22 protein-coding genes are annotated in these 24,808 nt (G+C 54.6%); 8 read left to right on the top strand and 14 right to left on the bottom strand.

Annotated features, from left to right (window positions below; translation table 11 throughout):
• The 3 genes from ubiE to udp all read right to left on the bottom strand — a co-directional run bounded on the left by ubiE (nt 1) and on the right by udp (nt 3,300).
• Nucleotides 1–756: a bifunctional demethylmenaquinone methyltransferase/2-methoxy-6-polyprenyl-1,4-benzoquinol methylase UbiE gene (gene ubiE, locus ACQE3Y_RS19345; protein WP_085069507.1), complete on the bottom strand. Its 756-nt coding sequence runs from the start codon at nt 754–756 to the stop codon at nt 1–3.
• 79 nt (nt 757–835) lie between these two features.
• Complete coding sequence (rmuC, locus tag ACQE3Y_RS19350; protein WP_426975115.1) at nt 836–2,377, bottom strand: DNA recombination protein RmuC; 1,542 nt, start codon at nt 2,375–2,377, stop codon at nt 836–838.
• A gap of 158 nt (nt 2,378–2,535) precedes the next feature.
• Nucleotides 2,536–3,300: a uridine phosphorylase gene (gene udp, locus ACQE3Y_RS19355; RefSeq protein WP_426975114.1), complete on the bottom strand. Its 765-nt coding sequence runs from the start codon at nt 3,298–3,300 to the stop codon at nt 2,536–2,538.
• A gap of 277 nt (nt 3,301–3,577) precedes the next feature.
• Between udp and ACQE3Y_RS19360 the strand changes: the two genes are divergently transcribed.
• The gene (locus tag ACQE3Y_RS19360; protein ID WP_426975113.1) at nt 3,578–4,417 is read left to right on the top strand and encodes a dienelactone hydrolase family protein; all 840 of its coding nucleotides are present in this window, start codon (nt 3,578–3,580) and stop codon (nt 4,415–4,417) included.
• 50 nt (nt 4,418–4,467) lie between these two features.
• Here the strand turns inward: ACQE3Y_RS19360 and metE are convergent, their stop codons facing one another.
• The gene (gene metE, locus ACQE3Y_RS19365) at nt 4,468–6,738 is read right to left on the bottom strand and encodes a 5-methyltetrahydropteroyltriglutamate--homocysteine S-methyltransferase (protein ID WP_426975112.1); all 2,271 of its coding nucleotides are present in this window, start codon (nt 6,736–6,738) and stop codon (nt 4,468–4,470) included.
• A gap of 233 nt (nt 6,739–6,971) precedes the next feature.
• Here metE and metR point away from each other — a divergent pair, with 233 nt between their 5' ends.
• Nucleotides 6,972–7,895, top strand: a complete 924-nt coding sequence (metR, locus tag ACQE3Y_RS19370; RefSeq protein WP_426975111.1) for an HTH-type transcriptional regulator MetR — start codon at nt 6,972–6,974, stop codon at nt 7,893–7,895.
• A gap of 174 nt (nt 7,896–8,069) precedes the next feature.
• Nucleotides 8,070–8,324, top strand: coding sequence for a hypothetical protein (locus tag ACQE3Y_RS19375; RefSeq protein WP_426975110.1), 255 nt, complete (start codon nt 8,070–8,072; stop codon nt 8,322–8,324).
• A gap of 43 nt (nt 8,325–8,367) precedes the next feature.
• Here the strand turns inward: ACQE3Y_RS19375 and ACQE3Y_RS19380 are convergent, their stop codons facing one another.
• Entirely contained in the window at nt 8,368–9,213 is an 846-nt protein-coding gene (locus tag ACQE3Y_RS19380) for a carboxylate/amino acid/amine transporter (RefSeq protein ID WP_250651121.1), read from the bottom strand.
• A 370-nt stretch (nt 9,214–9,583) separates the two neighbouring features.
• On the opposite strand from ACQE3Y_RS19380, the gene glpT reads away from it, so the two are divergent.
• Nucleotides 9,584–10,939 carry a glycerol-3-phosphate transporter gene (gene glpT / locus ACQE3Y_RS19385; protein WP_426975109.1) on the top strand — a complete coding sequence of 452 codons (1,356 nt, stop codon included), beginning with the start codon at nt 9,584–9,586 and terminating at the stop codon, nt 10,937–10,939.
• Nucleotides 10,936–11,988, top strand: coding sequence for a glycerophosphodiester phosphodiesterase (gene glpQ, locus ACQE3Y_RS19390; RefSeq protein ID WP_426975108.1), 1,053 nt, complete (start codon nt 10,936–10,938; stop codon nt 11,986–11,988). The genes glpT and glpQ overlap by 4 nt, the downstream gene beginning before the upstream one ends.
• A gap of 57 nt (nt 11,989–12,045) precedes the next feature.
• Here the strand turns inward: glpQ and yigL are convergent, their stop codons facing one another.
• Both yigL and pldB read right to left on the bottom strand, forming a co-directional pair.
• A complete protein-coding gene (gene yigL, locus ACQE3Y_RS19395) occupies nt 12,046–12,846 on the bottom strand; it encodes a sugar/pyridoxal phosphate phosphatase YigL (RefSeq protein WP_426975107.1) in 801 nt (266 codons plus the stop codon).
• Between the two features lie 48 nt (nt 12,847–12,894).
• Nucleotides 12,895–13,887: a lysophospholipase L2 gene (gene pldB / locus ACQE3Y_RS19400; RefSeq protein ID WP_426975106.1), complete on the bottom strand. Its 993-nt coding sequence runs from the start codon at nt 13,885–13,887 to the stop codon at nt 12,895–12,897.
• 99 nt (nt 13,888–13,986) lie between these two features.
• Here pldB and rhtB point away from each other — a divergent pair, with 99 nt between their 5' ends.
• Nucleotides 13,987–14,610, top strand: a complete 624-nt coding sequence (gene rhtB / locus ACQE3Y_RS19405) for a homoserine/homoserine lactone efflux protein (RefSeq protein WP_426982316.1) — start codon at nt 13,987–13,989, stop codon at nt 14,608–14,610.
• A 379-nt stretch (nt 14,611–14,989) separates the two neighbouring features.
• Here rhtB and rhtC read toward each other — a convergent pair whose 3' ends face one another.
• The 3 genes from rhtC to pldA form a co-directional block, all read right to left on the bottom strand.
• Nucleotides 14,990–15,619 (bottom strand): threonine export protein RhtC, encoded by a 630-nt coding sequence (gene rhtC / locus ACQE3Y_RS19410; protein ID WP_426975104.1) that lies wholly within the window; start codon nt 15,617–15,619, stop codon nt 14,990–14,992.
• A 136-nt stretch (nt 15,620–15,755) separates the two neighbouring features.
• Complete coding sequence (recQ, locus tag ACQE3Y_RS19415) at nt 15,756–17,582, bottom strand: ATP-dependent DNA helicase RecQ (protein WP_085069483.1); 1,827 nt, start codon at nt 17,580–17,582, stop codon at nt 15,756–15,758.
• 97 nt (nt 17,583–17,679) lie between these two features.
• Nucleotides 17,680–18,558 carry a phospholipase A gene (gene pldA, locus ACQE3Y_RS19420; protein WP_426975102.1) on the bottom strand — a complete coding sequence of 293 codons (879 nt, stop codon included), beginning with the start codon at nt 18,556–18,558 and terminating at the stop codon, nt 17,680–17,682.
• A 191-nt stretch (nt 18,559–18,749) separates the two neighbouring features.
• Here pldA and ACQE3Y_RS19425 point away from each other — a divergent pair, with 191 nt between their 5' ends.
• Together ACQE3Y_RS19425 and rarD are read left to right on the top strand one after the other, a co-directional pair.
• Nucleotides 18,750–19,220, top strand: a complete 471-nt coding sequence (locus tag ACQE3Y_RS19425) for a thioesterase family protein (RefSeq protein ID WP_426982317.1) — start codon at nt 18,750–18,752, stop codon at nt 19,218–19,220.
• Between the two features lie 59 nt (nt 19,221–19,279).
• Nucleotides 19,280–20,179: an EamA family transporter RarD gene (gene rarD, locus ACQE3Y_RS19430; protein ID WP_426975100.1), complete on the top strand. Its 900-nt coding sequence runs from the start codon at nt 19,280–19,282 to the stop codon at nt 20,177–20,179.
• Here the strand turns inward: rarD and ACQE3Y_RS19435 are convergent.
• The 4 genes from ACQE3Y_RS19435 to uvrD all read right to left on the bottom strand — a co-directional run bounded on the left by ACQE3Y_RS19435 (nt 20,159) and on the right by uvrD (nt 24,805).
• On the bottom strand, nt 20,159–21,205 hold the full coding sequence (locus tag ACQE3Y_RS19435) for an AbrB family transcriptional regulator (protein WP_426982318.1): 1,047 nt from the start codon (nt 21,203–21,205) through the stop codon (nt 20,159–20,161). The two genes, rarD and ACQE3Y_RS19435, sit on opposite strands and share 21 nt — an antisense overlap.
• Before the next feature lie 101 nt (nt 21,206–21,306).
• Entirely contained in the window at nt 21,307–22,260 is a 954-nt protein-coding gene (gene corA / locus ACQE3Y_RS19440; RefSeq protein WP_085069473.1) for a magnesium/cobalt transporter CorA, read from the bottom strand.
• Between the two features lie 144 nt (nt 22,261–22,404).
• Nucleotides 22,405–22,461: a YsgD/CorL family protein gene (ysgD, locus tag ACQE3Y_RS19445; RefSeq protein WP_418304150.1), complete on the bottom strand. Its 57-nt coding sequence runs from the start codon at nt 22,459–22,461 to the stop codon at nt 22,405–22,407.
• Nucleotides 22,462–22,642: 181 nt separating this feature from the next.
• Nucleotides 22,643–24,805, bottom strand: coding sequence for a DNA helicase II (gene uvrD, locus ACQE3Y_RS19450; RefSeq protein ID WP_426975098.1), 2,163 nt, complete (start codon nt 24,803–24,805; stop codon nt 22,643–22,645).
• Between the last annotated feature and the right edge of the window lie 3 nt (nt 24,806–24,808).

Genomic DNA, 24,808 nt, shown 5'->3' on the forward strand with positions numbered 1-24,808 from the left:
TTAAAACTTGAACCCACGGTGCAGAGCGACAATTCCGCCCGTCAGGTTGTGATACGAAGTGTTTTCGAAACCGGCGTCCATCATCATCGACTTAAGAGTCTCCTGATCGGGATGCATACGGATCGATTCAGCCAGATAACGATAGCTTTCAGCATCTTTTGCCACCAGCTCGCCGATACGCGGCAACACATGGAATGAATAAGCGTCGTACACTTTGCTCAGAGGTTCCAGTACCGGTTTAGAAAATTCCAGAACCAGCAGGCGTCCGCCTGGCTTCAGTACGCGGAACATTGAGGCCAGCGCCTTCTCTTTTTCCGTTACGTTACGCAGACCAAAAGAGATGGTGATGCAGTCAAAATAGTTATCCGGGAAAGGCAGCGCTTCGGCATTCGCCTGTACATAATTGACGTTGCCGATGATGCCGTTATTGCGCAGCTTTTCACGGCCCATTTTCAGCATTGAGCTGTTAATGTCCGCCAGCACCACCTGCCCCGTATCGCCCACCAGACGAGAGAATTTCGCCGTTAAATCGCCGGTGCCGCCGGCCAGATCCAACACGCGTTGTCCACGGCGCACGCCGCTGCAATCAATGGTGAATCGCTTCCAGATACGATGGATACCCATCGACATCAAATCGTTCATCAGATCATATTTGGCGGCAACGGAGTGAAATACGCCCGCTACCATGTCCGCTTTTTCGTCTTTTGCTACGGTACGAAAACCGAAATGTGTCGTGTCCCTGGATTCATCTGCCATCTGCTTCACCTGCTCCACAATCAAATATCTTTGCAGTGTAACAGAGTACCCGTAGTCAGGCACGTTAGCCCGGCGTTATTCATCGTCGCCGAATGCTGTCGTGCCACGCCACAGCGCCCTGTTCCGGCGCGCTTTCCGTCCTGTCGTTTTCTGACTCATCGTTGTCAACGACTCCGGCTTCCGGCATCGCCTGTTCCACCAGCCGTGGGTTAATACTGCGCTTTATTTCCACGCCCAAATGACGAAAACTTTCACTTTGAGCAATCAGGTTGCCGCGCCCTTCGGAAAGCTTTTTCATCGCCTGATTATAGCTCTCCTGCGCTCTGTCGAGATGCTGCCCCATGCTGGTCATATCATCCACAAACAGCCGCATTTTGTCGTACAGCCGCGCGGCGCGATCGGCGATGCGCTGCGCATTACGGCTTTGATGCTCATAGCGCCAGAGATTATTGATGGTACGCAACGCCACCAGCAGCGTGGTTGGGCTGACCAGCATAATATTGTGCTTTAGCGCTTCGCTAATCAGCTCTGGCTGACGATCGATCGCCAGCAAAAAGGCCGGCTCGATCGGAATAAACATCAACACATAATCCAGCGACCGTAAACCGGGCAATTGTTGATAATCTTTACGGCTGAGCAAACGGATATGGCCACGAATCGCGGTGATATGCTCGCTTATTGCCTGCTCACGCGTTACCTCGTCATCGGCGTTAAAGTAACGCTCATAGGCAACCAGCGTCATTTTCGCATCAATGACAACATCTTTGCCCTGCGGCAGACGCACAATCACATCTGGCTGCATACGGCTTTGCGCATCAACCTGAATATTCACCTGCGTTTCATATTCGTGCCCGTCCCGCAGGCCAGAGGCTTCCAGCACGCGGCTCAGCACGACTTCGCCCCAGTTGCCCTGGGTTTTATTGTCGCCTTTCAGCGCTTTGGTGAGGTTGATCGCCTCCTGCGCCATCTGTGCATTCAGCTGTTGTAGATTACGAATTTCATGCGCCAGCGTGTGCCGCTCACGCGCTTCCTGGCCAAAGCTTTCCTGTACCTGGCGGCGAAAGCCGTCCAGTTGCTCACGCAGCGGCGCAATTAACCCATTCAGGCTTTGGCGGTTCTGCTCATCAACGCGACGGCCGCTCTGTTCAAAAATACGGTTAGCGAGATTTTCAAATTGTGCGCTAAGGCGCTGTTCGCTGTTGGTAAGCAGTCGCTGTTTTTCTTCAGCGGCAAGGCGGGTTTCTTCAAGACGGATCGTCACTTCACGCAGTTCCGCCTCCTGCGCGCTGTTCACTTCCAGCTGATTACGCAGTTCACGGCTGAGCTGTTCACACTCATTACGCCAGTAGTCGAAGTGCTGTAACTTTTCCTGTGCGGCGGTCAGCGCACCATGCAGCTGAAGCAGCTCTTTTTCACGCAGTTGCTGTTGCTGCTGTTCTGCCTGATGCAGCTGCTGCTGACGCGCTTCCTGCTGCTGCGCCTGGGCTAGCGCCTGTTCCAGCAAACGGCGCTCCGTTTCCTGTGCGGCCAGCTGCCCGGCCAGCCGGAAACAGGCAAACAGCCAGCCCGCCACTGCGCCAGCCAGCGCCAAACCGATTCCAACGATAAGCTGGTTATCCACCGCGTCCTCTCCTTCCCGCTACAAACAGAGCAAAGGTAGAGGCGCACTGTATGAATGTCCACACAAATAAATGGGCTGGCATAAGCCAGCCCTGAAAACCCCGACAGCCTCGCTGCGTCAGAGAGTCATTCCGAAAAATATCGTCTGGCGCGAAGAAATTACGCCAGCAGACGGCGCGCGGCATCAACCACAATCGCCACCGCATTGCTTTCGGTCTGCTTCATGGTCGCCGCATCAGGGATCTCTTTCTGCGTACGGTTAACGATCACCCCTGCTACCATCCCGGCACGCAGACCCTGGCTGGCACACATGGTTAACAGTGTGGCGGATTCCATCTCATAGTTCAGCACGCCCATCTGCTGCCACTCTTTCATTGAACCCTGAAAGCGATTCACTACCCGGCCAGAGAAGGTATCGTAGCGCTCCTGGCCCGGGTAGAACGTATCAGAAGAGGCGGTAACCCCGATATGCGGCGTACTGCCTGCGGCTTTCGCGGCTTCAACCAGCGCGGTGGTGCAGGCGAAATCGGCAACGGCCGGAAACTCCATTGGAGCGAAGTGCAAGCTTGCGCCGTCCAGGCGTACCGCCGCAGTGGTCACCAGCACATCGCCGACATTGATGTCAGGCTGGATAGCCCCGGTGGTGCCCACGCGCAGGAAGGTACGGATACCCAGCTGCGCCAGCTCTTCCACAGCGATCGAAGTGGAAGGACCACCGATACCGGTAGAGCAAACAATTACCGCTTTACCATCCAGCTCTGCACGCCAGCTGGTGAATTCACGATGCGAGGCCAGAGGCTGAGGATTATCCATCAGCGCCGCAATTTTTTTCACGCGTTCAGGATCGCCCGGCACAATCGCCAGCGTCGCGCCCTGCAGATCCGCTTTGGTAAGACCTAAATGAAACACATCTGACTGAGCCATAGCCCCTCCTGAGAAAATTCACTTAATGGTGCTACTCTACGGCAAGTGCCGCCAAAAATATGTGAATTCAATCACTTCAGAAAATGAAAGTTACATTTATCTTCAGAAATAACGTGATTAGTATCACATTAAACCATTCCGCTTTACGGGTTTGCTACAAGTTGCTGTGTGTATTTATTCAACAGGATGTTAAAGAGAAGGCGGACATGCAGGCCGGAGCCTTTGGCTGATTTTGGCTATAGTTACCGGATGCGCTAATAGCAGCACGGAGATAATAATGAACAGCGAAAACAACCTGGGCAAGAAAGAAGGCGATAGCGGATTCGCCCCGGCGGCCTCCCCTACGGCCGCAACAACCATTATCACGCATGACGACGCCATTCTTGGCGCCGAAACCACCATTAATACCCAGGGCGAAAATATGCCTGCCTGGTTTGCGCGCCCCAAAGAGGCTAAAGGCGCGCTGCCGGTGGTGCTGGTGGTACAGGAAATATTTGGCGTTCACGAACATATCCGCGACATCTGTCGGCGTCTGGCGGCAGAAGGTTATCTGGCGGTGGCGCCAGAGCTCTATTTCCGTCAGGGCGATCCCAGCGAATATAGCGATATTAAACAGCTACTGGACAATGTCGTCAGTAAGGTTCCTGATGCTCAGGTGCTGGCGGATCTCGATCACGTTGCTAACTGGGCGGCGAAACATGGCGGCGATATGCGTAATATGGCGATTACCGGCTTTTGCTGGGGCGGTCGCATTGTCTGGCTCTATGCAGCGCATAATCCGCAGCTGAAAGCGGGCGTCGCATGGTATGGCCGTCTGGTTGGCGAAAAAAGCATGAAACAGCCGAAGCATCCGATTGATATAGCCGTTGACCTGAATGCGCCCGTGCTGGGCTTGTACGGTGCGAAAGATGAAGGGATCCCGCTGGAAAGCGTGGACTCAATGCGTCAGGCGCTGCATGCGGCTAACGCGACGGCGGAAATCATCGTCTATCCGGAAGCGGGACATGCGTTTAACGCGGACTACCGGCCGAGCTATCATGCAGAATCAGCCAAAGATGGCTGGCAACGAATGCTGGCCTGGTTTCATCAGTATGGCGTGAAGCCCGCCAGCAAATAAACAAGGGGCGCCTGGCGCCCCTCTTAGTTATCACAACCTTAACGCATAAATCAGCGGTTTTCTGCGCGCAGGTTCTGTGCTGCCTGCACCATATTGGCCAGCGCCAGGCGGGTTTCAGTCCAGCCACGCGTTTTCAGGCCGCAGTCCGGGTTCACCCACAGACGCTCTACCGGAATACGCTTCGCCGCTTTACGCAGCAGCGCCTCCATCCATTCAACGTCAGGCACGTTCGGCGAGTGAATGTCATATACGCCCGGGCCGATTTCATTCGGATACTCAAATTCCTCAAAGGATTCCAGCAATTCCATATCGGAACGCGATGTTTCGATGGTAATCACATCGGCATCCAGCGCGGCGATGGAATCCATGATGTCGTTAAACTCGCAGTAACACATATGGGTATGAATCTGCGTATCATCCCGGGCAACGGCGGCGTTAAGACGGAAGGCATCCACCGCCCAGTTCAGGTAAGCGGCCCAGTCTGATTTGCGTAGCGGCAGACCTTCACGTAATGCCGGTTCGTCAATCTGGATAATACCGATACCCGCTTTTTCCAGGTCCTCTACTTCATCACGCAGCGCCAGCGCAATCTGTTTGGCAATGGTTTCACGCGACACATCTTCACGCGGGAAAGACCAGCAAAGGATAGTTACCGGACCGGTCAGCATGCCTTTTACCGGCTTGCTGGTCAGCGACTGGGCATATTTCGCCCACTCAACGGTAATCGGTTCCGGGCGGCTGACATCACCGATAATCACCGGCGGCTTCACGCAGCGGGAACCATAGCTTTGTACCCAGCCATTTTGCGTAAACACAAAGCCGTCCAGGTGTTCGCCAAAATATTCCACCATGTCGTTACGCTCAGCTTCGCCATGAACCAGCACATCCAGTCCCAGGCGCTCCTGCTCAGCGATAGCCTGTTTGATGTGTTCAGCGATGCCGGTACGGTAACGGTTACCGTCGAGACGTCCCTGCTTGAAATCAAGGCGAAGCCCGCGGATTTCCGTGGTCTGCGGGAAAGAGCCGATAGTGGTGGTTGGCCATGCCGGCAACTGAAAACGCTGACGCTGTGCTTTCGCGCGTTCGGCATAGCTGCTTTGACGTTCGCTGTCCTGTGCGTTAATCGCTGCCAGACGCTGAGCGACCGCCGCGTTATGAACGCGTGCAGAGCTACGGCGCGCACGGATCGGGGCACTCCAGGCTTCCAGCGAAGCTGCATCCTTGTTGTTCAGCGCCTGACTCAGCAGCGCCAGCTCACCGCACTTCTGTAGCGCAAAGGAGAACCAGCTTTTCACTTCGTCATCCAGGCGGGTTTCGCTATTCAGATCGATTGGACTGTGCAGCAGTGAGCAGGAAGAACCGAGCCACAGCTGTTGACGCTGGCTTACCAGCGGCTGCAGACGCTCAAACCAGGCGCTGAGATCGGCGCGCCAGACGTTACGTCCATTGATCACGCCCAGTGACAGTAGCCAGGAGGCGGGGATTTGCTGGTTCAGGCTGGTAATATCATCTTTGCCATGCACCAGATCCACATGCAGTCCCTGCACCGGCAGTTCGCGGATAGTATTAATATTCTGCCCGATGCTATCGAAATAGGTGGTAAGCAGGAGCTTGCTGTGGCCCTGTAGCGCTGCGTAGGCTGGTTTGAACGCTTCCAGCCACGCCTGCGGCAGCTCCAGCACCAGCGCTGGCTCATCGATCTGCACCCATTCAATATCGCGTTTCGCCAGCTCAGCCAGCACCTGCTGATAAACCGGCAGAATATCCTTCAGCAGCGTCAGGCGATCGAACTGTTCACCTTTTACTTTACCTAACCACAGATAAGTTACCGGGCCCAGCAAAACCGGCTTGACTTTATGGCCCAGCGCCAGCGCTTCGTCCACTTCATCCAGCAGCTGCGTCCAGCTCAGGCGGAACTGCTGCCCTTTGCTGAACTCCGGCACCATATAGTGATAGTTGGTATTAAACCATTTGGTCATTTCAGCGGCAGCAGCGGGTTCGCCGGTTGGCGCACGACCACGACCAATACGGAACAGCGTATCCAGATCTACTGAACCGTCACTATTCTGATGACGCGCCGGTACATTGCCCAGCAGCAGGCTGGTGGTCAGTACATGATCGTACCAGGCGAAGTCGCCTACCGGCACCAGATCCACACCCGCTTCTTTTTGCTGCTGCCAGTGGCGAGCACGTAGCTCACGCCCCACTTCCAGCAAATCCTGTTGGCTGCTGTTGCCGGCCCAGTAGCTTTCCTGCGCTTTTTTCAGTTCACGGCGCAGGCCGACACGAGGAAAGCCGAGCGTGTGGTTTAAAATAGTCATACTGTTTCTCCATTAAAGCTTAATGATGTAGCGGTATCGGCACAGTCAGTTTACGTACGACCAGCGCAACAGCCGGGGCGCGGTGCCGTTTCTCGGGTTGCAAAACCCTGCCCGAACGTAAAATGACGGGCCGATCGGGATGTTTAGCCGTCCAGATGTTTACACCGCTATAATCTGCAGGTACTGTATATTCCTCAAGCGCAAATTGTTCATTGTCGATGTGAAGGACTCTCATGATCGAAATCAGGCACCTGCGAACGCTGCAGGCTCTCAGAAATACCGGCTCTCTGGCCGCAGCGGCAGCGCAGCTTCATCAGACTCAGTCGGCGTTATCTCACCAATTCAGCGATCTGGAGCAACGCCTCGGTTTCCGCCTGTTTGTGCGAAAAAGTCAGCCGCTGCGCTTTACGCCGCAGGGGGAAATTCTGTTACAGCTGGCGGAACAGGTGCTTCCGCAGATTCAGCAGGCGCTGCAGGCCTGTCATGAGCCGCACCAGGCCACGTTGCGTATCGCTATTGAATGTCACAGCTGTATTCAGTGGCTGACGCCGGCGCTGGATACATTTCGTCAAAGCTGGCCGCAGGTGATGATGGACTTTAAATCCGGCGTCACCTTCGACCCGCAGCCTGCCCTGCAGCAGGGTGAACTGGATGTCGTACTGACGTCAGATATCCTGCCGCGTAGCGGACTGCACTATTCGCCAATGTTTGATTTCGAGGTGCGTCTGGTGCTGGCGCCGGATCATCCGCTGGCAAAGGCAACTACCATCACGCCGGAAGATTTGGCGCATGAGGTTTTGATGATTTATCCGGTACAGCGTCAGCGGCTGGATATCTGGCGGCATTTTTTACAGCCTGCTGGCGTTAGCCCGGCGCTGAAAAGCGTTGATAACACGCTGCTGCTGGTGCAAATGGTCGCGGCGCATATGGGTATTGCCGCTCTGCCGCACTGGGTAGTGGAAAATTTTGAGCGTCAGGGCCTGATTACCACTAAAACGCTGGGCACAGGTTTATGGAGCCGTCTTTACGCCGCCGTCCGGGATGGTGAGCAGCGGCAACCGGTGATTGATGGCTTTATTCGCTCTGCTCGTCAGCACGCCTGTCAGCATTTGCCTTTTGTCAGGGACGCGTCGCGCAATGCATTGCCCACAGGATAAATTTTCATGTCACGCAGATAAATTCAGCTATCTGGCATAAAAGTAACCTTATTTTAGGTTGATTGATCAACTAAAAGCTGACGCGTAGTTAATTGACGATAGAGCCCTAAAACGCATAATTCTTCTCGGGGAAAGGCATTTTCCCTATACGGAAATAGCAACCAAGAGGGATTCATGATGAAAGTTTTATCAATGACAGAAGTTCAGGCAGTCAGCGGCGCAGGCCGGGTACAGGACACATTATCCAGTGCTTACGGCAATTTCTTTTTGCATACCGTTAACGTGCTGAACAAGCTGTTTGACGTGGGCTATGACGCAGAAGCGGCAAAGCAAACGGGTCAGGATTTTGGCGGCCGCCTGGGTAAAGCTATTGAGGATACCCTTAGCGGTCTCCTTGAAAAAATTAAGATCGGCGTGATCGGCGAATAAAACAGTTAATACCGGCGTTATGTTCACGCCGGTATTTTTTTGCTTAACGTACCCAGCGCCGGTGGATCCATAAAGAGGCGACAATAAGCCCGCCGCCGACAATAAATGGCGGCCAGTCCGGTTGCTCCTGCCAGATAGCCAGGTTAACCAACAGTCCCGCAGGAACATGCATGTTGTTCATAATGCCCAGCGTTCCGGCATCGACCTGCGTTGCGCCATAGTTCCACATAAAATAACCCAGCCCCGACGCTGCGATGCCCAGCCAAATCAGAATGCCCCATTGCAGCTGGGTGGTGGGCAGTTTTTGCGGATTACCCCAAAGAAACCACGCGATAATCGCTATCAGTACTGCGCCCATATAGAACCAGGAAAAAGCGGTATGCTGCGGCATCGGGCGCGTTTCCTGCAGACGCTTGTAGCCCACCATGCCGATGGCAAAGCAGATATTTGCCAGCTGCACCAGAATTAATCCTGTCCAGAAATGATCGCTGAGCTGATCATAACGAATAATCGCCGCGCCCAGCACCGCTAGCAGCGCGCTAAACAGATAGCCCATGCGCACGCCGCGCCCACTGAGCAGATCGTAAATCAACGTGATATAGAGCGGTGTCATCACGGTGAAAAGCAAAAACTCCGGTACGGTCAGATAGAGGTAAGCTTCAAAGCTCAGTAAATACATGACGCCCAGCTGCATCATGCCCACCAGCATATAGAGCAGCAGCGTAGAGGCGCGGTAACCACGCCAGCGCAGGAAAGGCAAAAACACCAGCGCCGCCAGCATCAGACGCACCAGAACGGCAAAGACGCTGTCCACTTGCCCCGCCAGGTAAACGCCAATCAGGCTAAAGGAAAATGCCCACAGAATAGTGGTGATTATGAGTAACGCCACATTACGCATCCATTAGTTAAACAGAACGCTATTGTAACGGAATGCGCATGTGCGTTAGCGGATATCTGGTTTACATCTGTATGTTTTTCCATCACTCATGCCGTTATTACCTGGCGATGCGCGAAAGCGAAAGCCTGTGGTTCGGTTAAAGAAAGCGTTTTTAACCTGAGCCAGACGGCGCATAAAGCGGGTTTTTGTGACGAGCTATACACCACCTTGTCATAAAACTGTAACATTTGCGCTCTGCCTCACAGACCCCTTGCTTTGCAGCCCCTATTCTTTGCGCGAAATGGAACATCTTTCATTCAAAAACCTTTTTTCGCTCATTTAGTGAGTGTTTAAAACCATTTTGCGTCTCTGGAGACCGTTTATGCTTAGCATTTTTAAGCCAGCACCTCATCAATCACGTGTTGCTACGGATCGTACCGATCCGCTTTATCGTCGTTTGCGCTGGCAGATTTTTATCGGCATCTTTTTTGGTTATGCCGCTTACTATCTGGTTCGCAAAAACTTTGCGCTGGCGATGCCTTATCTGGTGGAACAGGGGTTTTCACGCGGCGATCTCGGCTTTGCGCTGTCCGGTATTTCTATCGCCTATGGCTTTTCAAAATTTATTATGGGCTCGGTTTCCGATCGCTCTAATCCACGCTTTTTCCTGCCCGCTGGGCTGATTTTAGCTTCGCTGGTGATGCTGTTCATGGGATTCGTTCCCTGGGCGACCTCCAGCATTCTGGTGATGTTTGGGCTGCTGTTTCTCTGCGGCTGGTTCCAGGGAATGGGCTGGCCGCCGTGCGGACGTACAATGGTGCACTGGTGGTCGCAAAAAGAGCGCGGCGGCATTGTTTCCGTCTGGAACTGTGCGCATAACGTTGGCGGCGGTCTTCCTCCCCTTCTGTTCCTGCTGGGTATGGCATGGTTTAACGACTGGAAAGCAGCGCTCTATATGCCAGCCTTTGCTGCCATTATCGTGGCGCTGATCGCATTTGCTCTGATGCGCGACACGCCGCAGTCATGCGGGCTGCCGCCGATTGAAGAGTACAAAAACGATTATCCGCCTGACTATAACGAACAGCACGAACAGGAATTAACCGCCAAACAGATATTTATGCAGTACATCCTGCCCAATAAACTGCTGTGGTACATCGCGCTGGCGAACGTTTTTGTTTATCTGCTGCGCTACGGCATTCTCGACTGGTCGCCGACCTATCTGAAAGAGGTAAAGCATTTCACCCTGGATAAATCGTCATGGACCTACTTCCTGTATGAATATGCGGGGATTCCCGGCACGCTGCTGTGCGGCTGGATGTCAGATAAGGTATTTAAAGGCAACCGTGGCGCAACCGGCGTATTCTTTATGACGCTGGTGACCATTGCCACGGTGATTTACTGGCTTAATCCGGTCGGTAATCCCGGTATTGATATGGTCTGTATGATCGTTATTGGCTTTCTGATTTATGGTCCGGTGATGTTAATCGGGCTGCACGCGCTGGAGCTGGCACCCAAGAAAGCCGCAGGAACCGCCGCAGGCTTTACTGGCCTGTTTGGTTATCTCGGCGGCTCAGTCGCGGCCAGCGCTATTGTTGGCTATACCGTTGACTACTTTGGCTGGGACGGCGGTTTTCTGATTATGATCGGCGGTTGCGTGCTGGCGGTCATTCTGCTGCTGCTCACCATGTTGAGTGAAAACAAACACAAACAACAACTGCGGCAGGAGGAGAGACAATGAAGATAAATCCGCTACTGGCGGCGCTGTTACTTACGATCGCCTGCGGCACGAGTGCGCAAGTTGATGACAAGCTGGTGATCGCCCATCGTGGTGCCAGCGGCTATCTTCCGGAACATACGCTGCCCGCCAAGGCAATGGCCTATGCGCAGGGCGCGGATTTTCTGGAGCAGGATCTTGTCATGACCAAAGACGATCGTCTGGTGGTGCTGCACGATCACTATCTCGATCGCGTTACCGATGTCGCGGATCGTTTCCCTCAGCGCGCGCGCAAGGATGGCCGCTACTATGCCATTGATTTTACGCTGGCGGAGATCCGCAGCCTGCGCTTTACCGAAGGTTTTACGTTTAAAGATGGCAAAAAGGTGCAAACCTGGCCGGGCCGTTTCCCGGGCGGAAAATCCACTTTCCATATTCATACTTTTGAAGAGGAAATCGAATTTATTCAGGGACTGAACCACTCGACCGGCAAAAATATCGGTATCTACACCGAGATCAAAGCCCCGTGGTTTCATCATCAGGAAGGCAAGGATATCGCCACCCGCGTTTTGCAGGTATTGAAGCAGTATGGCTACCGCACTAAGCAGGATAATGTCTGGCTACAGTGTTTCGATTTTAATGAGTTAAAGCGCATTAAAAATCAGCTGGAACCGAAGCTGGGCATGGATCTCCGGCTGGTTCAGCTGATTACCGAAACGGACTCGCATGAAACAGAAGAGTTAAAACAGGGGAAATGGGTCAATTACAGCTACGACTGGATGTTTAAGCCGGGCGCGATGCAGGAGCTGGCGAAGTATGTTGATGGCATTGGCCCCGATTATCATCAACTGTTCAGCGCCGATTCAAAGCCAGGGGATATTCGTCTGACCTCTTTAGCGCAGGAGGCGCACGCCAGTGATTTGCACATTCATCCTTATACGGTACGTGCCGATCGGCTGCCGCCTTACGCAACGGATGTTAATCAGCTGTTTGATGCGCTGTATAACAAAGCGCAGGTTGACGGGGTGTTTACCGATTTTCCGGATAAGGCCGTACGCTTTTTAGGACGTTAATAAAAAAGCCAGGGCGTTGATGAAGCACCCTGGCTGCACTATTGTTAATTTTTTCAATCAGCCCAGAAACAGCTCGCGCAGTTTACGCGGCACTGCATCTTCCGCATTAGAGCCAATCACTTCCATTTCCGGCAAAAGATCTTTCAGACGCTGATGCGCGTTGCGCATGATGTAGCCTTTTCCGGCCATGATCAGCATCTCTTTATCATTCATGCCGTCGCCGAAGGCGATAGAGGATGCCAGCGAGTAACCCAGTAGTTTTGAGACTTCTTCCAGCGCATGGCCTTTTGAAACGCCGCCCGCCATCACTTCCAGGCAGGTTGGGAAAGAGAAGCTGACGTTAACCCGATCGCCCCAGCGTGCCAAAATCGCCTCTTCCAGCGGTACCAGTTTTTCAGCATCATCGCAGATAAAAAAGACTTTGCTGATGCCGTCAGTGGGCAGCACGCCTGGCTCATAAACCTGGTAGGTAAAGACCGATTCACGGAAGTAGCGCTCTTCTTCCGGGCGATGACGGTTAAGAAACCACTCATCGTTGCGGTAGACGTTGGTCAGGATGTCGGCATCGTCATATTTGATCGCATAGAGTTCGCGAGCGATATCTTCATCGAGATTATGGCTGAAAATCAGCTCGCCAGCGGTGTTGTGCACGCGCGCGCCATTGGAGGTGATCATATACGCTTCGATTTCCAGGTTATCACGCATTTGTGACACATCGACATGATGACGACCGGTGGCGAAAACAAAGTGTACGCCACGCGCAGTGAGCAAGCGGAGCGTTTCTTTGGTATATGGCGTTAAACGATGATCGGGAGAAAGCAGGGTGCCATCCAGATCGGAAGCAACTACGTGGTACATGAAAACCTCTGGTTTCGAAGAGAGTGATAAGGTTCTGAGTAGTGCAATTTATTCATGCCGTGCGAAGAAATCGACGATGGCATGTAAAGCTTCGGCGCGCATATTGTCTTTTTCAAACAGGATCTCATGACGCGCGCCTTCAATAACATAGGGTTTGCCGCCCTCGCAGGGATGGCCAGCGGCCTGCATTGCCGCACAGAAAAGGTCTTGTGAGCGATTATCCACGACTTTATCATCGCCGGCCTGCAGCAGCAGCAGCGGTGTGCTGATGGTCGCCGCCTTGTTCAGGATGTTTTGTCCGGCCTGTATGCCTTCGCGCACCCAATGGTAGGTTGGTCCGCCAACCCGAATCGCGGGGTCATCTGCATAGAAACGCAGGCTGCGCCTGTAACGTTCACGGCTGTGCGTTAACAGATTCAGGCTGAACGGGCGCACCCGCCATTTGCCGGTTCCCAAAGCATACCCATCGCGCATCGCCGGACGTTTTTCCGCCCATTCAAGGATTCGATGCGCCATCCAGGCGGGCATGGGTAAATAGATGCCGAACATCGGTGAAGCCAGTACCGCAGCGTTAAATGCGGCGGGATTCCGCGCCAGCAATAGCGTCAGGATGGCACCACCCATCGAATGCGCCAGCGCATAGCGATGTTGATAGTGTCCGGCGATCAATTCTTTCAGGTAGAGCGTTTCTAAATCATCGACATAGTGATCAAAGTGCACAACATGGCCACGATGCGCATCTTTTAGCAGCCGCCCGGAGCGACCTTGTCCACGATGATCGACGATGATGACATCATAGCCGCAATGCCAGAGATCGTAAGCCAGCTCTGGATATTTGACGTAGCTTTCAATGCGTCCCGGCACGATCAGTATGACTTTATCGTGTTGCGGCGATGTGAAACGCACATAGCGAATCGGTACGTTTTCTACGCCAGTAAATTCGCACTCCTGCCGCTGACGCCAGAAATCAAGCAGCGGCCCGGTGGCAAAAGCAGCAAACGCCTGCTCGCGTGTTGGCCAGTGTTTTTTATGACTGGTCATAGCTCGACTCCCTTACAGCTTTCGGCATGCCGCCGCCGTAGCGCAGCCGCTGGCAATGGCGTATTGTGGCACAATTCTGCGCAATCAGGGAGCGTTACCATGACTATTGAATGGTGGATGACTTATCTGTTAACCACGGTCATTCTTAGCCTGTCGCCCGGTTCGGGGGCGATAAATACCATGAGTACCAGCATTAGTCACGGCTATCGCGGCGCGGCGGCATCTATTGCCGGTTTGCAGGTTGGGCTGGGCATGCATATCGTGTTAGTGGGGATTGGGCTGGGCGCGCTGTTTTCCCGCTCGCTGTTGGCATTTGAGGTTTTGAAATGGGCGGGTGCCGCTTATTTGGTTTGGCTGGGCATTCAGCAGTGGCGGGCCGCAGGAGCGATCGATTTGGATGCGGTTGCTGAGGCGATGCCGCGCCGCCGTCTGTTTCAGCGTGCAGTGTTAGTGAATCTGACGAATCCCAAGAGTATTGTTTTTCTCGCGGCGCTGTTTCCGCCGTTTATTATTCCGCATCAACCGCAGGCGGCGCAGTATTTGGTTTTAGGCGTGACAACTATTGTGGTGGATGTGGTGGTGATGATCGGTTATGCCACGCTGGCGCGGCGTATTGGCGTCTGGATTAAAGGGCCGCATCAGATGAAGCTGTTAAATCGGGTGTTTGGCGGGCTGTTTGTTGCCGTAGGAGCGCTGTTGGCTTCCGCACGACGTATGGCTTAGAAAGAGCTGGAGCGGCAGAGAATCAGATGCTCAGGCTCCGCTCAGCGGCAGAGAATTAGATGCTCAGGTTTCGCTCAGCGGGGGCAGGCAGCTACGTAAAGACGCCGTGAATCCATCCCTGGAGGCTCCGCCGCGTCATCCATGACGCGGAGGCTTTACTCCGCTGCCTGCCCCCGCTTCCCTGGCTTCGGTGCCAGCCGCTTCTCTGACTTTAGTGCCTGCCGCTTCCCTGGCTTTAGCGCATGTCGCTTCTCTGCGATTAGAGGCCGTTGGTATCGCAGCCAGTTGCTGGACGGCCAGCACACAGCGATCCGAGCGTACCCTACGTGAGGAAGCGAGTACTGCCCGGACGGCAAATCGCCAGTAAGCCAGGCCACACCTAGCGTGAGAGGATCAGATGGATGCCGAACCCGGCGAACAATACCCCTGCCATGCCATCGATCCATTTCGCCATACGCTGATACTGGCGACGCATCCAGGGGAGCGCGAAGACCGCCGCCACCAGCGTAAACCAGGCGAACGTTTCGCTGATAATCAGCACGAACAGTCCCCAGCGCTCGCCTGCGGAGACATCATCGCCAACAAACAGTGAAAAAACGCTGCCGAAATAGATAACCGCTTTAGGGTTAGAAAGATTGGTCAGGAAGCCTTTGAGAAAACTGTGCCCTTTTTTTGCCAGCTCCACCTGCACTTCCGCATTTTCTGCAGCAGGTTGACGATGCTGCCGACGCGCCGAACGCATCAGTTGCCAGCCCAGCCAGGTCAGATAGATCCCGCCACATACCATAATCACTTCATGCAGCCACGCCATTTTTTGCAGGATCAGATGTAATCCCATCAGCGCGACGCCAGCCCAGATAACAATACCCAGCGTGATGCCCAGCACGCCCATCATCGCCTCTTTACGGGAGCGACTGGCAGCAGTTTGCGAAACAAAAAAGAAGTCTGGTCCGGGGCTCATCAGTGCAACCAAATGCACTGCAGCGACGGTAAGAAAAAGCGCGAGCATAACAGTTTCCTTGCCGATAAATGAAACGGGACAGCCGTCTGGCTATCCCGGGGTGCCTGTGATTATTACGCCAAAGGCTATTCTGTTCATCTGTTATCTGCAGTAATTGCTGCACGCACGATTTTTAGGGCGGGTTTTACTCTTCACCATCCACATGTTCGCGGATCATTACCAGGAAAGGTTTACCAAAACGCTCCAGCTTACGATGTCCGACGCCGTTGACGCTGAGCATTTCCGAGGCGGTAATTGGCATCTGTTCCGCCATCTCAATCAGCGTCGCATCGTTAAACACCACATAAGGCGGAATATTTTCTTCGTCGGCAATCGCTTTACGCAGCTTGCGCAATTTTGCAAACAGCTTGCGATCGTAGTTGCCGCCGTAGCTTTTCTGGTTGTTATATTTCGGCTTAACGGTGACCAAACGCGGCACCGCCAGCATCAGCGGCGCTTCACCCCGTAAAATCGGCCTCGCCGCCTCGGTAAGCTGTAGCGCTGAATGTAGCGTGATGTTCTGTGCCACCAGCCCCAGATGAATCAGCTGGCGCAATACGCTGACCCAGTGCTCGTGGCTTTGCTCGCGACCGATACCATATACCGGCAGCTTATCGTGCCCCTGATCGCGAATGCGCTGGTTGCTGGCACCGCGCAGTACTTCCACCACGTAGCCCATGCCGAAACGCTGACCAACGCGGTAAATCGTGGAGAGCGCCTTTTGCGCCTCAACCAGGCCATCATAGCGTCGTGGCGGATCGAGACAGATATCGCAGTTGCCGCATGGTTGCTGGCGACCTTCGCCAAAATAGTTCAGCAGCACCAGACGGCGACAGGTTTGCGCTTCGGCGAAAGCGCCCATTGCATTAAGCTTATGGCGTTCGATATCCTGCAGCGGACCGGGCGCCTTCTCTTCCAGACAGCGACGTAGCCAGGCCATATCCGCTGGATCGTAGAGCAGCATCGCCTCGGCCGGCAGGCCATCACGTCCGGCGCGGCCGGTTTCCTGATAGTAAGATTCGATATTACGTGGAATATCAAAATGTACCACAAAGCGGACGTTGGGCTTGTTGATGCCCATACCGAAAGCGACAGTCGCCACCACGATTTGTAAATCGTCGCGCTGAAAAGCCTCCTGCACCTGGGCTCGATGCGCGTTGTCCATTCCGGCATGATAGGCGCCAACGCTCAGACCGCGACTTTGCAGGCGGGCGGCAGTGTCTTCTACTTTGGCCCGGCTGTTGCAGTAAATGATGCCGCTTTTGCCGCGCTGATCCTGTACGTAACGCAACAGCTGCTCGGTAGGCTTGAATTTTTCTACCAGCATATAGCGAATATTGGGCCGGTCGAAACTGCTGATCTGAATCAGCGGATCCTCAAGCTGCAGCAACCGAACAATATCGTTACGGGTGGTTTCGTCGGCGGTGGCCGTTAAGGCCATCACCGGCAGCGCTGGAAAACGCTGACGCAGCTGACCCAGCGCACCATATTCAGGACGGAAATCGTGGCCCCACTGGGAAATACAGTGCGCTTCGTCTACCGCCAGCATCGCCGGGTTCCAGCGCGTCAGGCTGTCAAGGAAGTTATCCATCATGAGGCGTTCCGGCGCGATATACAACAATCGCACCTCGCCGCTACGGCATCCCGCCATCACCGCCTGCTGCTCTTCCCGTGTTTGCGATGAGTTCAGGCATGCTGCCGCTACGCCATTCGCCAGCAACTGATCGACCTGATCTTTCATCAGCGAGATAAGCGGAGAAACGACCAGCGTCAGGCCGTCGCGCAGCAAGGCCGGAATTTGATAACAGAGCGATTTTCCGCCGCCAGTGGGCATCACCACCAGACAATCCCGGCCGCTCAGCGACGCCTGAATGATGGTTTGCTGCCCGGGGCGAAACTGCTGATAGCCGAAGGTATCACGTAATACCTGTTCAGCCAGCGCTTCGTGATTGATTACTGCCGCCGTAGACACGTCTTCCCCGTATTGCACTGCATAATGATGACTTGACGGGCGGCATGCCGCCCGAAGAGAGAATAGCTAAGTGACAGACCCGCCGGGCGCGCCTGGATCAGAACAGATCGTTTAAGGTTACGCCAACGCCGACGCGAGTCTGGCGGTGATTATAATCGATTAACGATTCGCCGTAGCCACTGAATACCTGGGTATAAAAACGCACATGCTCGCTAATCGGATAGCTCCAGCCCAGTTCCGCGCCGCCGTAACCGGTATTCCAGTTATAGGTACCCTGAATGCTGAAAATGCTGTCGCCCATCTGGTAGCCCAGTTTGGCGCGATAGTAACCCATGTATTTAGTGATGTCAGGGTTATCATCGCTGCTGGAGCCTTCTGACAGGCGATACCAGGGCTTAATTTCCGCCAGGAAGTTGCCGTTTTGCGCCATCAGGCGCGCATAAACGCGGTTCCAGCTGCGGGAAGTAGGATCGGAGCGCCCATTGGACTGATGGCTAAAGCCAAACTCCACATCGCGCAGCGTCCAGCCGGCAAACGAGTAATCCGTTGCCCAACCGAGAAAAATTTGTGGTTCGTAATTTGTTTCACGGAAAGGCGATGACTCGCCACGGTTAGAGAGCTGCCACCAGGAACGTTGGGTATAAGAAGCGGCCAGCACCGAATTATCGCCCAGAATACCGCGCCATAAAGGAAACGCCAGGCTGAGCTGGAATTGTACCTCATCCTTTTTCGCGTTGTCAGCCCAATCATAGGACTCAATGGCTTCCCTGTTAAGGTCGCTGGTCCAGGTATAGAGCAGATAGTTGCGTTCATAGGGATACAGCACAAAGGGATTATCATGCTTTTCCAGCAGGTTAGCGATAATGCTGCCGCGTACCGCTGGGGCATCATGTATTTCCTTGACGGTGGCTTCTTTAGCCTGCGCCAATACGGGCAGTAATAAGGCCGCCGCAACTAATCCTCTTAGCATCCGCATAGTATTCTCCGGTGAAGCGCTGTGTGCCATTCAAAGGGCCATTATGTAAAAAAAGCAGGCCATTCTACACACAATTCCCGGATGAATTCAGCGCTGTTTTCTGAAAGTGGAAAGCACTTTCCTGGCAGCATAGAATACACAATTTGTTAACATGATCGCACATTACGCATGGGCTTCAGGAAAATCCTTTTATGTCAGAGACTCAGTTAACTTCGACAGCGGCACGTCAGCTTATTGGCGAGATATTTGTTTATCATATGCCCTTTAATCAGGCGCTCGGCCTGGAGCTAAAACGCCTTGATGCCGATTACGCCGAACTGCGTTTTGCCAGTAAAACGATGCTGGTGGGCAATGTAGCCCAACAGATTTTGCATGGCGGCGTTATTGCCTCAGTGCTGGATGTGGCGGCGGGCCTGGTGTGCGTCACTGCCTCGCTGACGCGACATGAGAAGATTACCGAACAGGAATTACGCCAGCGTCTGGCGCGCATGGGAACCATTGATCTGCGCGTAGATTACTTGCGGCCCGGACGCGGGGAGCATTTTATTGCCGCCAGTAGCTTACTGCGCGCCGGCAATAAAATTTCCGTGGCGCGTGTGGAGTTGCATAACGATGCGGGCGTTCATATCGCCAGCGCTACCGCAACCTATCTGGTCGGCTAATTTTCACCGCTGCGCCCGCTTTTCCTTTACACTTGCGCCTTTACCCCGAGAACAAGGTGATGGATACACAACAAACGCGCCAGGGTATTCTCTGTGCGCTGTGCGCTTATTTTATCTGGGGCATAGCGCCCGCCTATTTCAAACTACTTCAGGACGTTGCTCCCGGCGAGATCATGACGCATCGCGTTATCTGGTCGGCGCTGTTTATGCTGGGGCTTATCTCACTGACCCGCAGCTGGCGGCGCGTAACCTCGGTCATTCAGCAGCCTAAAAAGGTGCTTTTGCTGGCGGTCTCCGCCACGCTGGTCGGCGGCAACTGGCTGCTGTTTATCTGGGCGGTAAATAATCACCATATGCTGGAGGCCAGCCTGGGATATTTTATTAATCCTCTGCTGAACGTGGTCATCGGCATGGTGTTTCTGGGCGAACGTTTTCGGCGCATGCAGTGGGTTGCGGTGGCATTGGCGACCTGCGGCGTACTGGTGCAGCTGTGGAAGTTTGGTTCGCTGCCAATTATCGCGCTGGGGCTGGCATTGAGCTTTTCCCTGTATGGGCTGGTGCGTAAGAAAATTGCGGTAGATGCCCAGAGCGGGATGTTGATTGAAACATTATGGCTGTTTCCGCTGGCGTCGATTTATCTGTTTGGCATTGCCGACAGTGCCACCAGCCATCTCGGTAACAATAGCGCCTCGCTCAACCTGCTGCTGATCGCCGCCGGGGTCGTTACCACCATTCCGCTGATGCTGTTCACCGCCGCCGCCACGCATCTGCGTCTGTCGACGCTGGGCTTTTTTCAATATCTCGGCCCTACGCTGATGTTCCTGCTGGCGGTGCTGTTTTATGGCGAAATCATGACGCCAGATAAAGCGGTCACCTTTGGCTTTATCTGGCTGGCGCTGGCGCTGTTTATTATTGATGCGCTCTATACCCTGCGCCGGTCAGGAACGCGCAAAGCGTGATATAAAACGCGCCAGCGCCGGGCCGGTAAGCAAAATGGTAAACAGCCGAAGGGTTTGTAGCGCCATAACAAAAGCGATGTCAACGCGGCTCCCTGCCGCGATAATCGCCACGGTATCCAGCCCGCCAGGGCTGGTTGCCAGATAAGCAGTCAGCAGATCGATATCCAGCAGCTTCGTCAGCATCCAGGCCATCGCGCCACACAACAGCATTAGCCCGATAATAGAGGCAAGCATCTGCGGTAACGTGCGCAGCGCCAGACGAAATATCGGGCGCGTAAAGCGTAGCCCAACCGACCAACCGATCAATGCGTAGGCGGTCGCCAGCAACCACTCCGGCACCTGTAGCTCTACTGTCCCGCTGCTTTGCAGGGCCGCGCCCGCCAGCGCAGGCAGCAGCAGCGCGCCGGAAGGGATGCGAAAACGCTGCCCCAGAAACGCCCCCAGCAGCACAATGCCCAGCGTAATAACAAAACGCATATCCAGCGGCGGAAACCAGAGCTGCGGCGCGGCATGCTGCGCATCATCACCCAAACCGATACGCGCCACCATCGCTGCGGCGGTGGCGACAAACAGCACGCGCAGATACTGCATAAACGCCACCAGCCGCGCATCAGCGCCATAATCCGCAGCCATCGCCACCATCGCTGATGCCCCGCCTGGCGAAGAACCCCACGCGCCGGTTGGCCCGGGCAAATCACTGTAGCGCACCAGCAAGAAGCCAGACAGCCCGCTGGCTGCCAGCGTCAGCAGCAGAACCGTCAGCACAATCGGCCAGTCGGCAATCAGCGGCTCGATAACCGAGGGCGACAGGCTTTGCGCGATCATGCAGCCCAGCACCGCCTGACAGAGAATAAACAGCCGCTTATCAATACGCAGCGTCGCGCCCAGCAGCCCCATGACTACGCCGACGATCATCGGGCCCAGCAGCAGCGCGGCCGGTACATGAAAATATTGCAGTATAAAACCCAGCAGCAGGGAAACGCCGATAAGCGTTAACCACTGCTGATTGCGCGAGAGCTTTTCCATAGAAAGGAACGATCACAGAGGCTTGAAAAACGTAAGGTTACGTCCAACCCGTCGGGAATACCAGCAACAACAGGCCGGAGAAGATCTCCGGCCCGGCAGCGTTAAAGCCAGTTTTTACGTTTGAAGTAGAGATAGGGCGCCAGTCCGGCGAGGATCATCAGGCCGATAGCGGCAGGATAACCAAAACTCCATTTCAGCTCCGGCATAAACTCAAAGTTCATGCCGTAACTTGAGGCCACCAGCGTCGGCGGCAGGAACACCACCGATACCACCGAGAAGATTTTGATAATGCGGTTCTGCTCGATGTTGATAAAGCCCATTGCCGCCTGCATCAGAAAGTTAACCTTCTGGAACAGGGATTCATTGTGCGGCAGCAGTGATTCGATATCGCGCAGGATTTCCCGTGCCTGCTCCAGCTGGTTATTAGGCAAGCGCGCCTTACGCACCAGGAAATTCAGCGCACGCTGGGTATCCATCAGGCACAGGCGAACTTTCCAGCCAATATCTTCCAGCTCCGCCAGCGTAGAGAGCGCCTGATCAAACTCGTCGCCCTGCTGCCCTTCCATAATCACCCGGCTCAGCTTTTCCAGATCGCTGTAGATGTTTTCAATCTCATCTGCCAGCTGTTCAATTTTGGTTTCAAACAGATCCAGCAACAGTTCATAGGCGTTGCCGTCAATCAGCGTCTGACTGCGGGCGCGCATACGATAGAGACGAAACGCCGGCAGCTCGCGCTCGCGCAGCGTATAGAGACGCCCTTCGCGAATGGTGAAGGCGACGGTGGCGTTGCCTGCGTGATCTTTGGCATCTTCATAGAAAAAGAAGGAGTGAATATGCAGGCCATCTTCGTCTTCAAAGAAGCGCGCGGAGGCTTCGATATCTTCCAGTTCGGGACGGGTCGCCAGGCTTTGACCCAGTTCATTTTGTACGCGCTCGCGTTCTGCTTCTTCGGGCTCGATCAAATCGACCCAAACCGAAGAAACCAGATCTTCCGGCGTATCTTCCAGTTCCAGGCGTGTAAGGCGGCTGTGATCCAGTTTAAAAGCGCTCAGCATAGCAGTACTCCCAATGGGTCATTCAAACGGGACAATACGCCAGAACACAGAAACCTGAGTTTCAGTCGGTGGTAAACGCTAACTCGTGCGACGGGAAATGCGGTCGCTGACAACCACAAAGGCTATCAGCATAAGAGGATGGCCTTAGGGGTTGTACCTGTTAATAAGGTAGGTGAGCCAGCATCGACTGGGAGTGTCCAAGGCGAAAGTCCTCTTAGGGTGATGGTGCGCGCATGTTACGCTGAGACGAAAAAGGCGTCAAGCGAAGCAGGACGCCGCCAGCGGCAGCGCCCGGACTTTTCAGTAACGCGAGAAAATTGTCGTCTGACGCGCATGCGACCAGACAAGAGCAGGCTGCGCCAGCTTAGCGCGGCGGCAAATGCTATACCGCTTCAAGCCGCGCATAGGCGGCCACCAGCCATTTAATGCCCTGCCCCTGAAACGCGACCTGCAGACGGCTGTGATCGCCGCTGCCTTCAAGGTTGATGATGGTGCCTTCGCCAAACTTGGCGTGGCGCACGCGCTGCCCCAGCGTAAAGCCGCTGTCGTTCTGCGCCACCGGCGTGCCCATCCGCTGATGGTTAACCGGACGGCTAATGCTGGCGCGCAGGCGTACCTCATCCACACACTCTTCCGGCAGTTCACCGATAAAGCGCGACGGGCGATGATAAACTTCTTTCCCGTAGAGCCGACGCGTTTCCGCATAGGTTAACGTCAGCTTTTTCATTGCGCGGGTAACGCCAACGTAGGCGAGACGGCGCTCCTCTTCCAGCCTGCCGCCCTCGTCGAGCGCCATCTGGCTGGGGAACATCCCCTCTTCCATGCCGACAATAAAGACCTGGCTGAACTCCAGCCCCTTGGCAGCATGCATGGTCATCAGCTGGGCCGCGTCCTGCCATTTATCAGCCTGGCCTTCACCCGCTTCCAGCGCCGCGTGCGACAGAAACGCCTGCAACGGCATCAAATCTTGATCTTCGTCCTGATAGCTGTACTGACGCGTGGCGTTCACCAGCTCTTCTAAGTTTTCGATACGCGCCTGGCCCTTCTCGCCTTTTTCCTGCTCATACATCAGCCACAGGCCGGAATCTTTGATCACCCGGTCAGTTTGAATATGCAGAGGCAGCTCCGCCGTTTCCTGCGCCAGCGAATCCACCAGTTCGGTAAAGCGCTGTAGCGCCGAAGCGGCACGTCCGGCCAGCGCCTTTTCCTGCAGCAACTCGCGGCTCGCCTGCCATAACGTTAGCTGACGGTCACGCGACGCCTGGCGCACCACGTCCAGCGTGCGATCGCCAATGCCGCGCGTCGGCGTATTTACCACACGTTCAAAGGCGGCATCATCGTTACGGTTGGCGATCAGGCGCAGGTAGGCGAGTGCATCTTTGATCTCCTGACGTTCAAAGAAGCGCATGCCGCCGTAAATACGATACGGCATACTGGCCTGTAGCAGCGCCTCTTCCAGCACACGTGACTGGGCGTTGCTGCGATAAAGAATCGCACAGTCGCTGAGCGCGCCGCCGTTCTCCTGCCACACTTTGATACGGTTCACCACAAAGCGCGCTTCATCCAGCTCGTTGAAAGCGCAATAGAGTGAGATCGGCTCACCGTCGCTGCCGTCGGTCCAGAGCTCTTTTCCCAGTCGGCCATTGTTGTTGGCAATCAGGGCGTTGGCAGCCTTCAGGATATTGTTGGTGGAGCGATAGTTTTGCTCCAGACGAATGGTTTCTGCGCCGCGAAAATCGTTCAGGAAACGCTGAATGTTTTCCACCTGCGCGCCGCGCCAGCCATAAATGGACTGGTCGTCATCACCAACGATCATCACCCGGCTGCTGTCGCCAGCCAGCATTCTAATCCAGGCGTACTGGATATTGTTGGTATCCTGAAACTCATCCACCATGATGTTGGTGAAGCGTTCACGATAGTGGTTAAGAATGTGCGGCTTATTCAGCCACAGCTCATGGGCGCGCAGCAGCAGCTCGGCAAAATCAACCAGCCCGGCACGATCGCACGATTCCTGATAGGCCTGATAAATGCGCAGCCAGGTTTGCTCCACCGGATTGCCGTAGCTTTCAATATTCTGAGGACGCAAACCCTCATCTTTTTTGCCGTTGATGTACCACATCGCCTGACGCGGCGGCCACTGTTTTTCATCCAGATTCATTGCCTTAATCAGCCGCTTCAGCAGGCGCAGCTGATCTTCGCTGTCGAGGATTTGGAAGTCCTGCGGCAGTCGGGCATCAAGGTGATGCGCGCGCAACAAACGATGCGCCAGACCGTGGAACGTCCCGATCCACATGCCGCCCTGACTGGTGCCGATAAGCTGCTCAATACGATGGCGCATCTCTGCGGCGGCTTTGTTGGTAAAGGTAACCGCCATAATTGAGTAGGGCGAGCAGTTCTCTACCGTTAGCAGCCAGGCGATACGATGCACCAGCACGCGTGTCTTGCCGCTGCCCGCGCCTGCCAGCACCAGCAGGTTATTGCGTGGAGCCGCCACGGCTTCGCGCTGTTTATCATTCAGGCTGTTTAGCAGGTCAGAAACGTCCATAAG

This window comes from Pantoea sp. FN0305 (genome assembly GCF_050113845.1).
GTDB lineage: Bacteria > Pseudomonadota > Gammaproteobacteria > Enterobacterales > Enterobacteriaceae > Mixta > Mixta alhagi.

Coding starts and splice junctions, on each gene's coding strand:
- metE (WP_426975112.1), bottom strand. CDS start 6,738: ATGACTATTTTAAACCACACGCTCGGCTTTCCTCGTGTCGGCCTGCGC.
- udp (WP_426975114.1), bottom strand. CDS start 3,300: ATGGCTCAGTCAGATGTGTTTCATTTAGGTCTTACCAAAGCGGATCTG.
- pldB (WP_426975106.1), bottom strand. CDS start 13,887: ATGACCAGTCATAAAAAACACTGGCCAACACGCGAGCAGGCGTTTGCT.
- uvrD (WP_426975098.1), bottom strand. CDS start 24,805: ATGGACGTTTCTGACCTGCTAAACAGCCTGAATGATAAACAGCGCGAA.
- rarD (WP_426975100.1), top strand. CDS start 19,280: ATGGATACACAACAAACGCGCCAGGGTATTCTCTGTGCGCTGTGCGCT.
- ACQE3Y_RS19360 (WP_426975113.1), top strand. CDS start 3,578: ATGAACAGCGAAAACAACCTGGGCAAGAAAGAAGGCGATAGCGGATTC.
- corA (WP_085069473.1), bottom strand. CDS start 22,260: ATGCTGAGCGCTTTTAAACTGGATCACAGCCGCCTTACACGCCTGGAA.
- glpQ (WP_426975108.1), top strand. CDS start 10,936: ATGAAGATAAATCCGCTACTGGCGGCGCTGTTACTTACGATCGCCTGC.
- rhtB (WP_426982316.1), top strand. CDS start 13,987: ATGACTATTGAATGGTGGATGACTTATCTGTTAACCACGGTCATTCTT.
- glpT (WP_426975109.1), top strand. CDS start 9,584: ATGCTTAGCATTTTTAAGCCAGCACCTCATCAATCACGTGTTGCTACG.
- pldA (WP_426975102.1), bottom strand. CDS start 18,558: ATGCGGATGCTAAGAGGATTAGTTGCGGCGGCCTTATTACTGCCCGTA.
- rhtC (WP_426975104.1), bottom strand. CDS start 15,619: ATGCTCGCGCTTTTTCTTACCGTCGCTGCAGTGCATTTGGTTGCACTG.
- ACQE3Y_RS19435 (WP_426982318.1), bottom strand. CDS start 21,205: ATGGAAAAGCTCTCGCGCAATCAGCAGTGGTTAACGCTTATCGGCGTT.
- metR (WP_426975111.1), top strand. CDS start 6,972: ATGATCGAAATCAGGCACCTGCGAACGCTGCAGGCTCTCAGAAATACC.
- ACQE3Y_RS19375 (WP_426975110.1), top strand. CDS start 8,070: ATGATGAAAGTTTTATCAATGACAGAAGTTCAGGCAGTCAGCGGCGCA.
- ubiE (WP_085069507.1), bottom strand. CDS start 756: ATGGCAGATGAATCCAGGGACACGACACATTTCGGTTTTCGTACCGTA.
- yigL (WP_426975107.1), bottom strand. CDS start 12,846: ATGTACCACGTAGTTGCTTCCGATCTGGATGGCACCCTGCTTTCTCCC.
- ACQE3Y_RS19425 (WP_426982317.1), top strand. CDS start 18,750: ATGTCAGAGACTCAGTTAACTTCGACAGCGGCACGTCAGCTTATTGGC.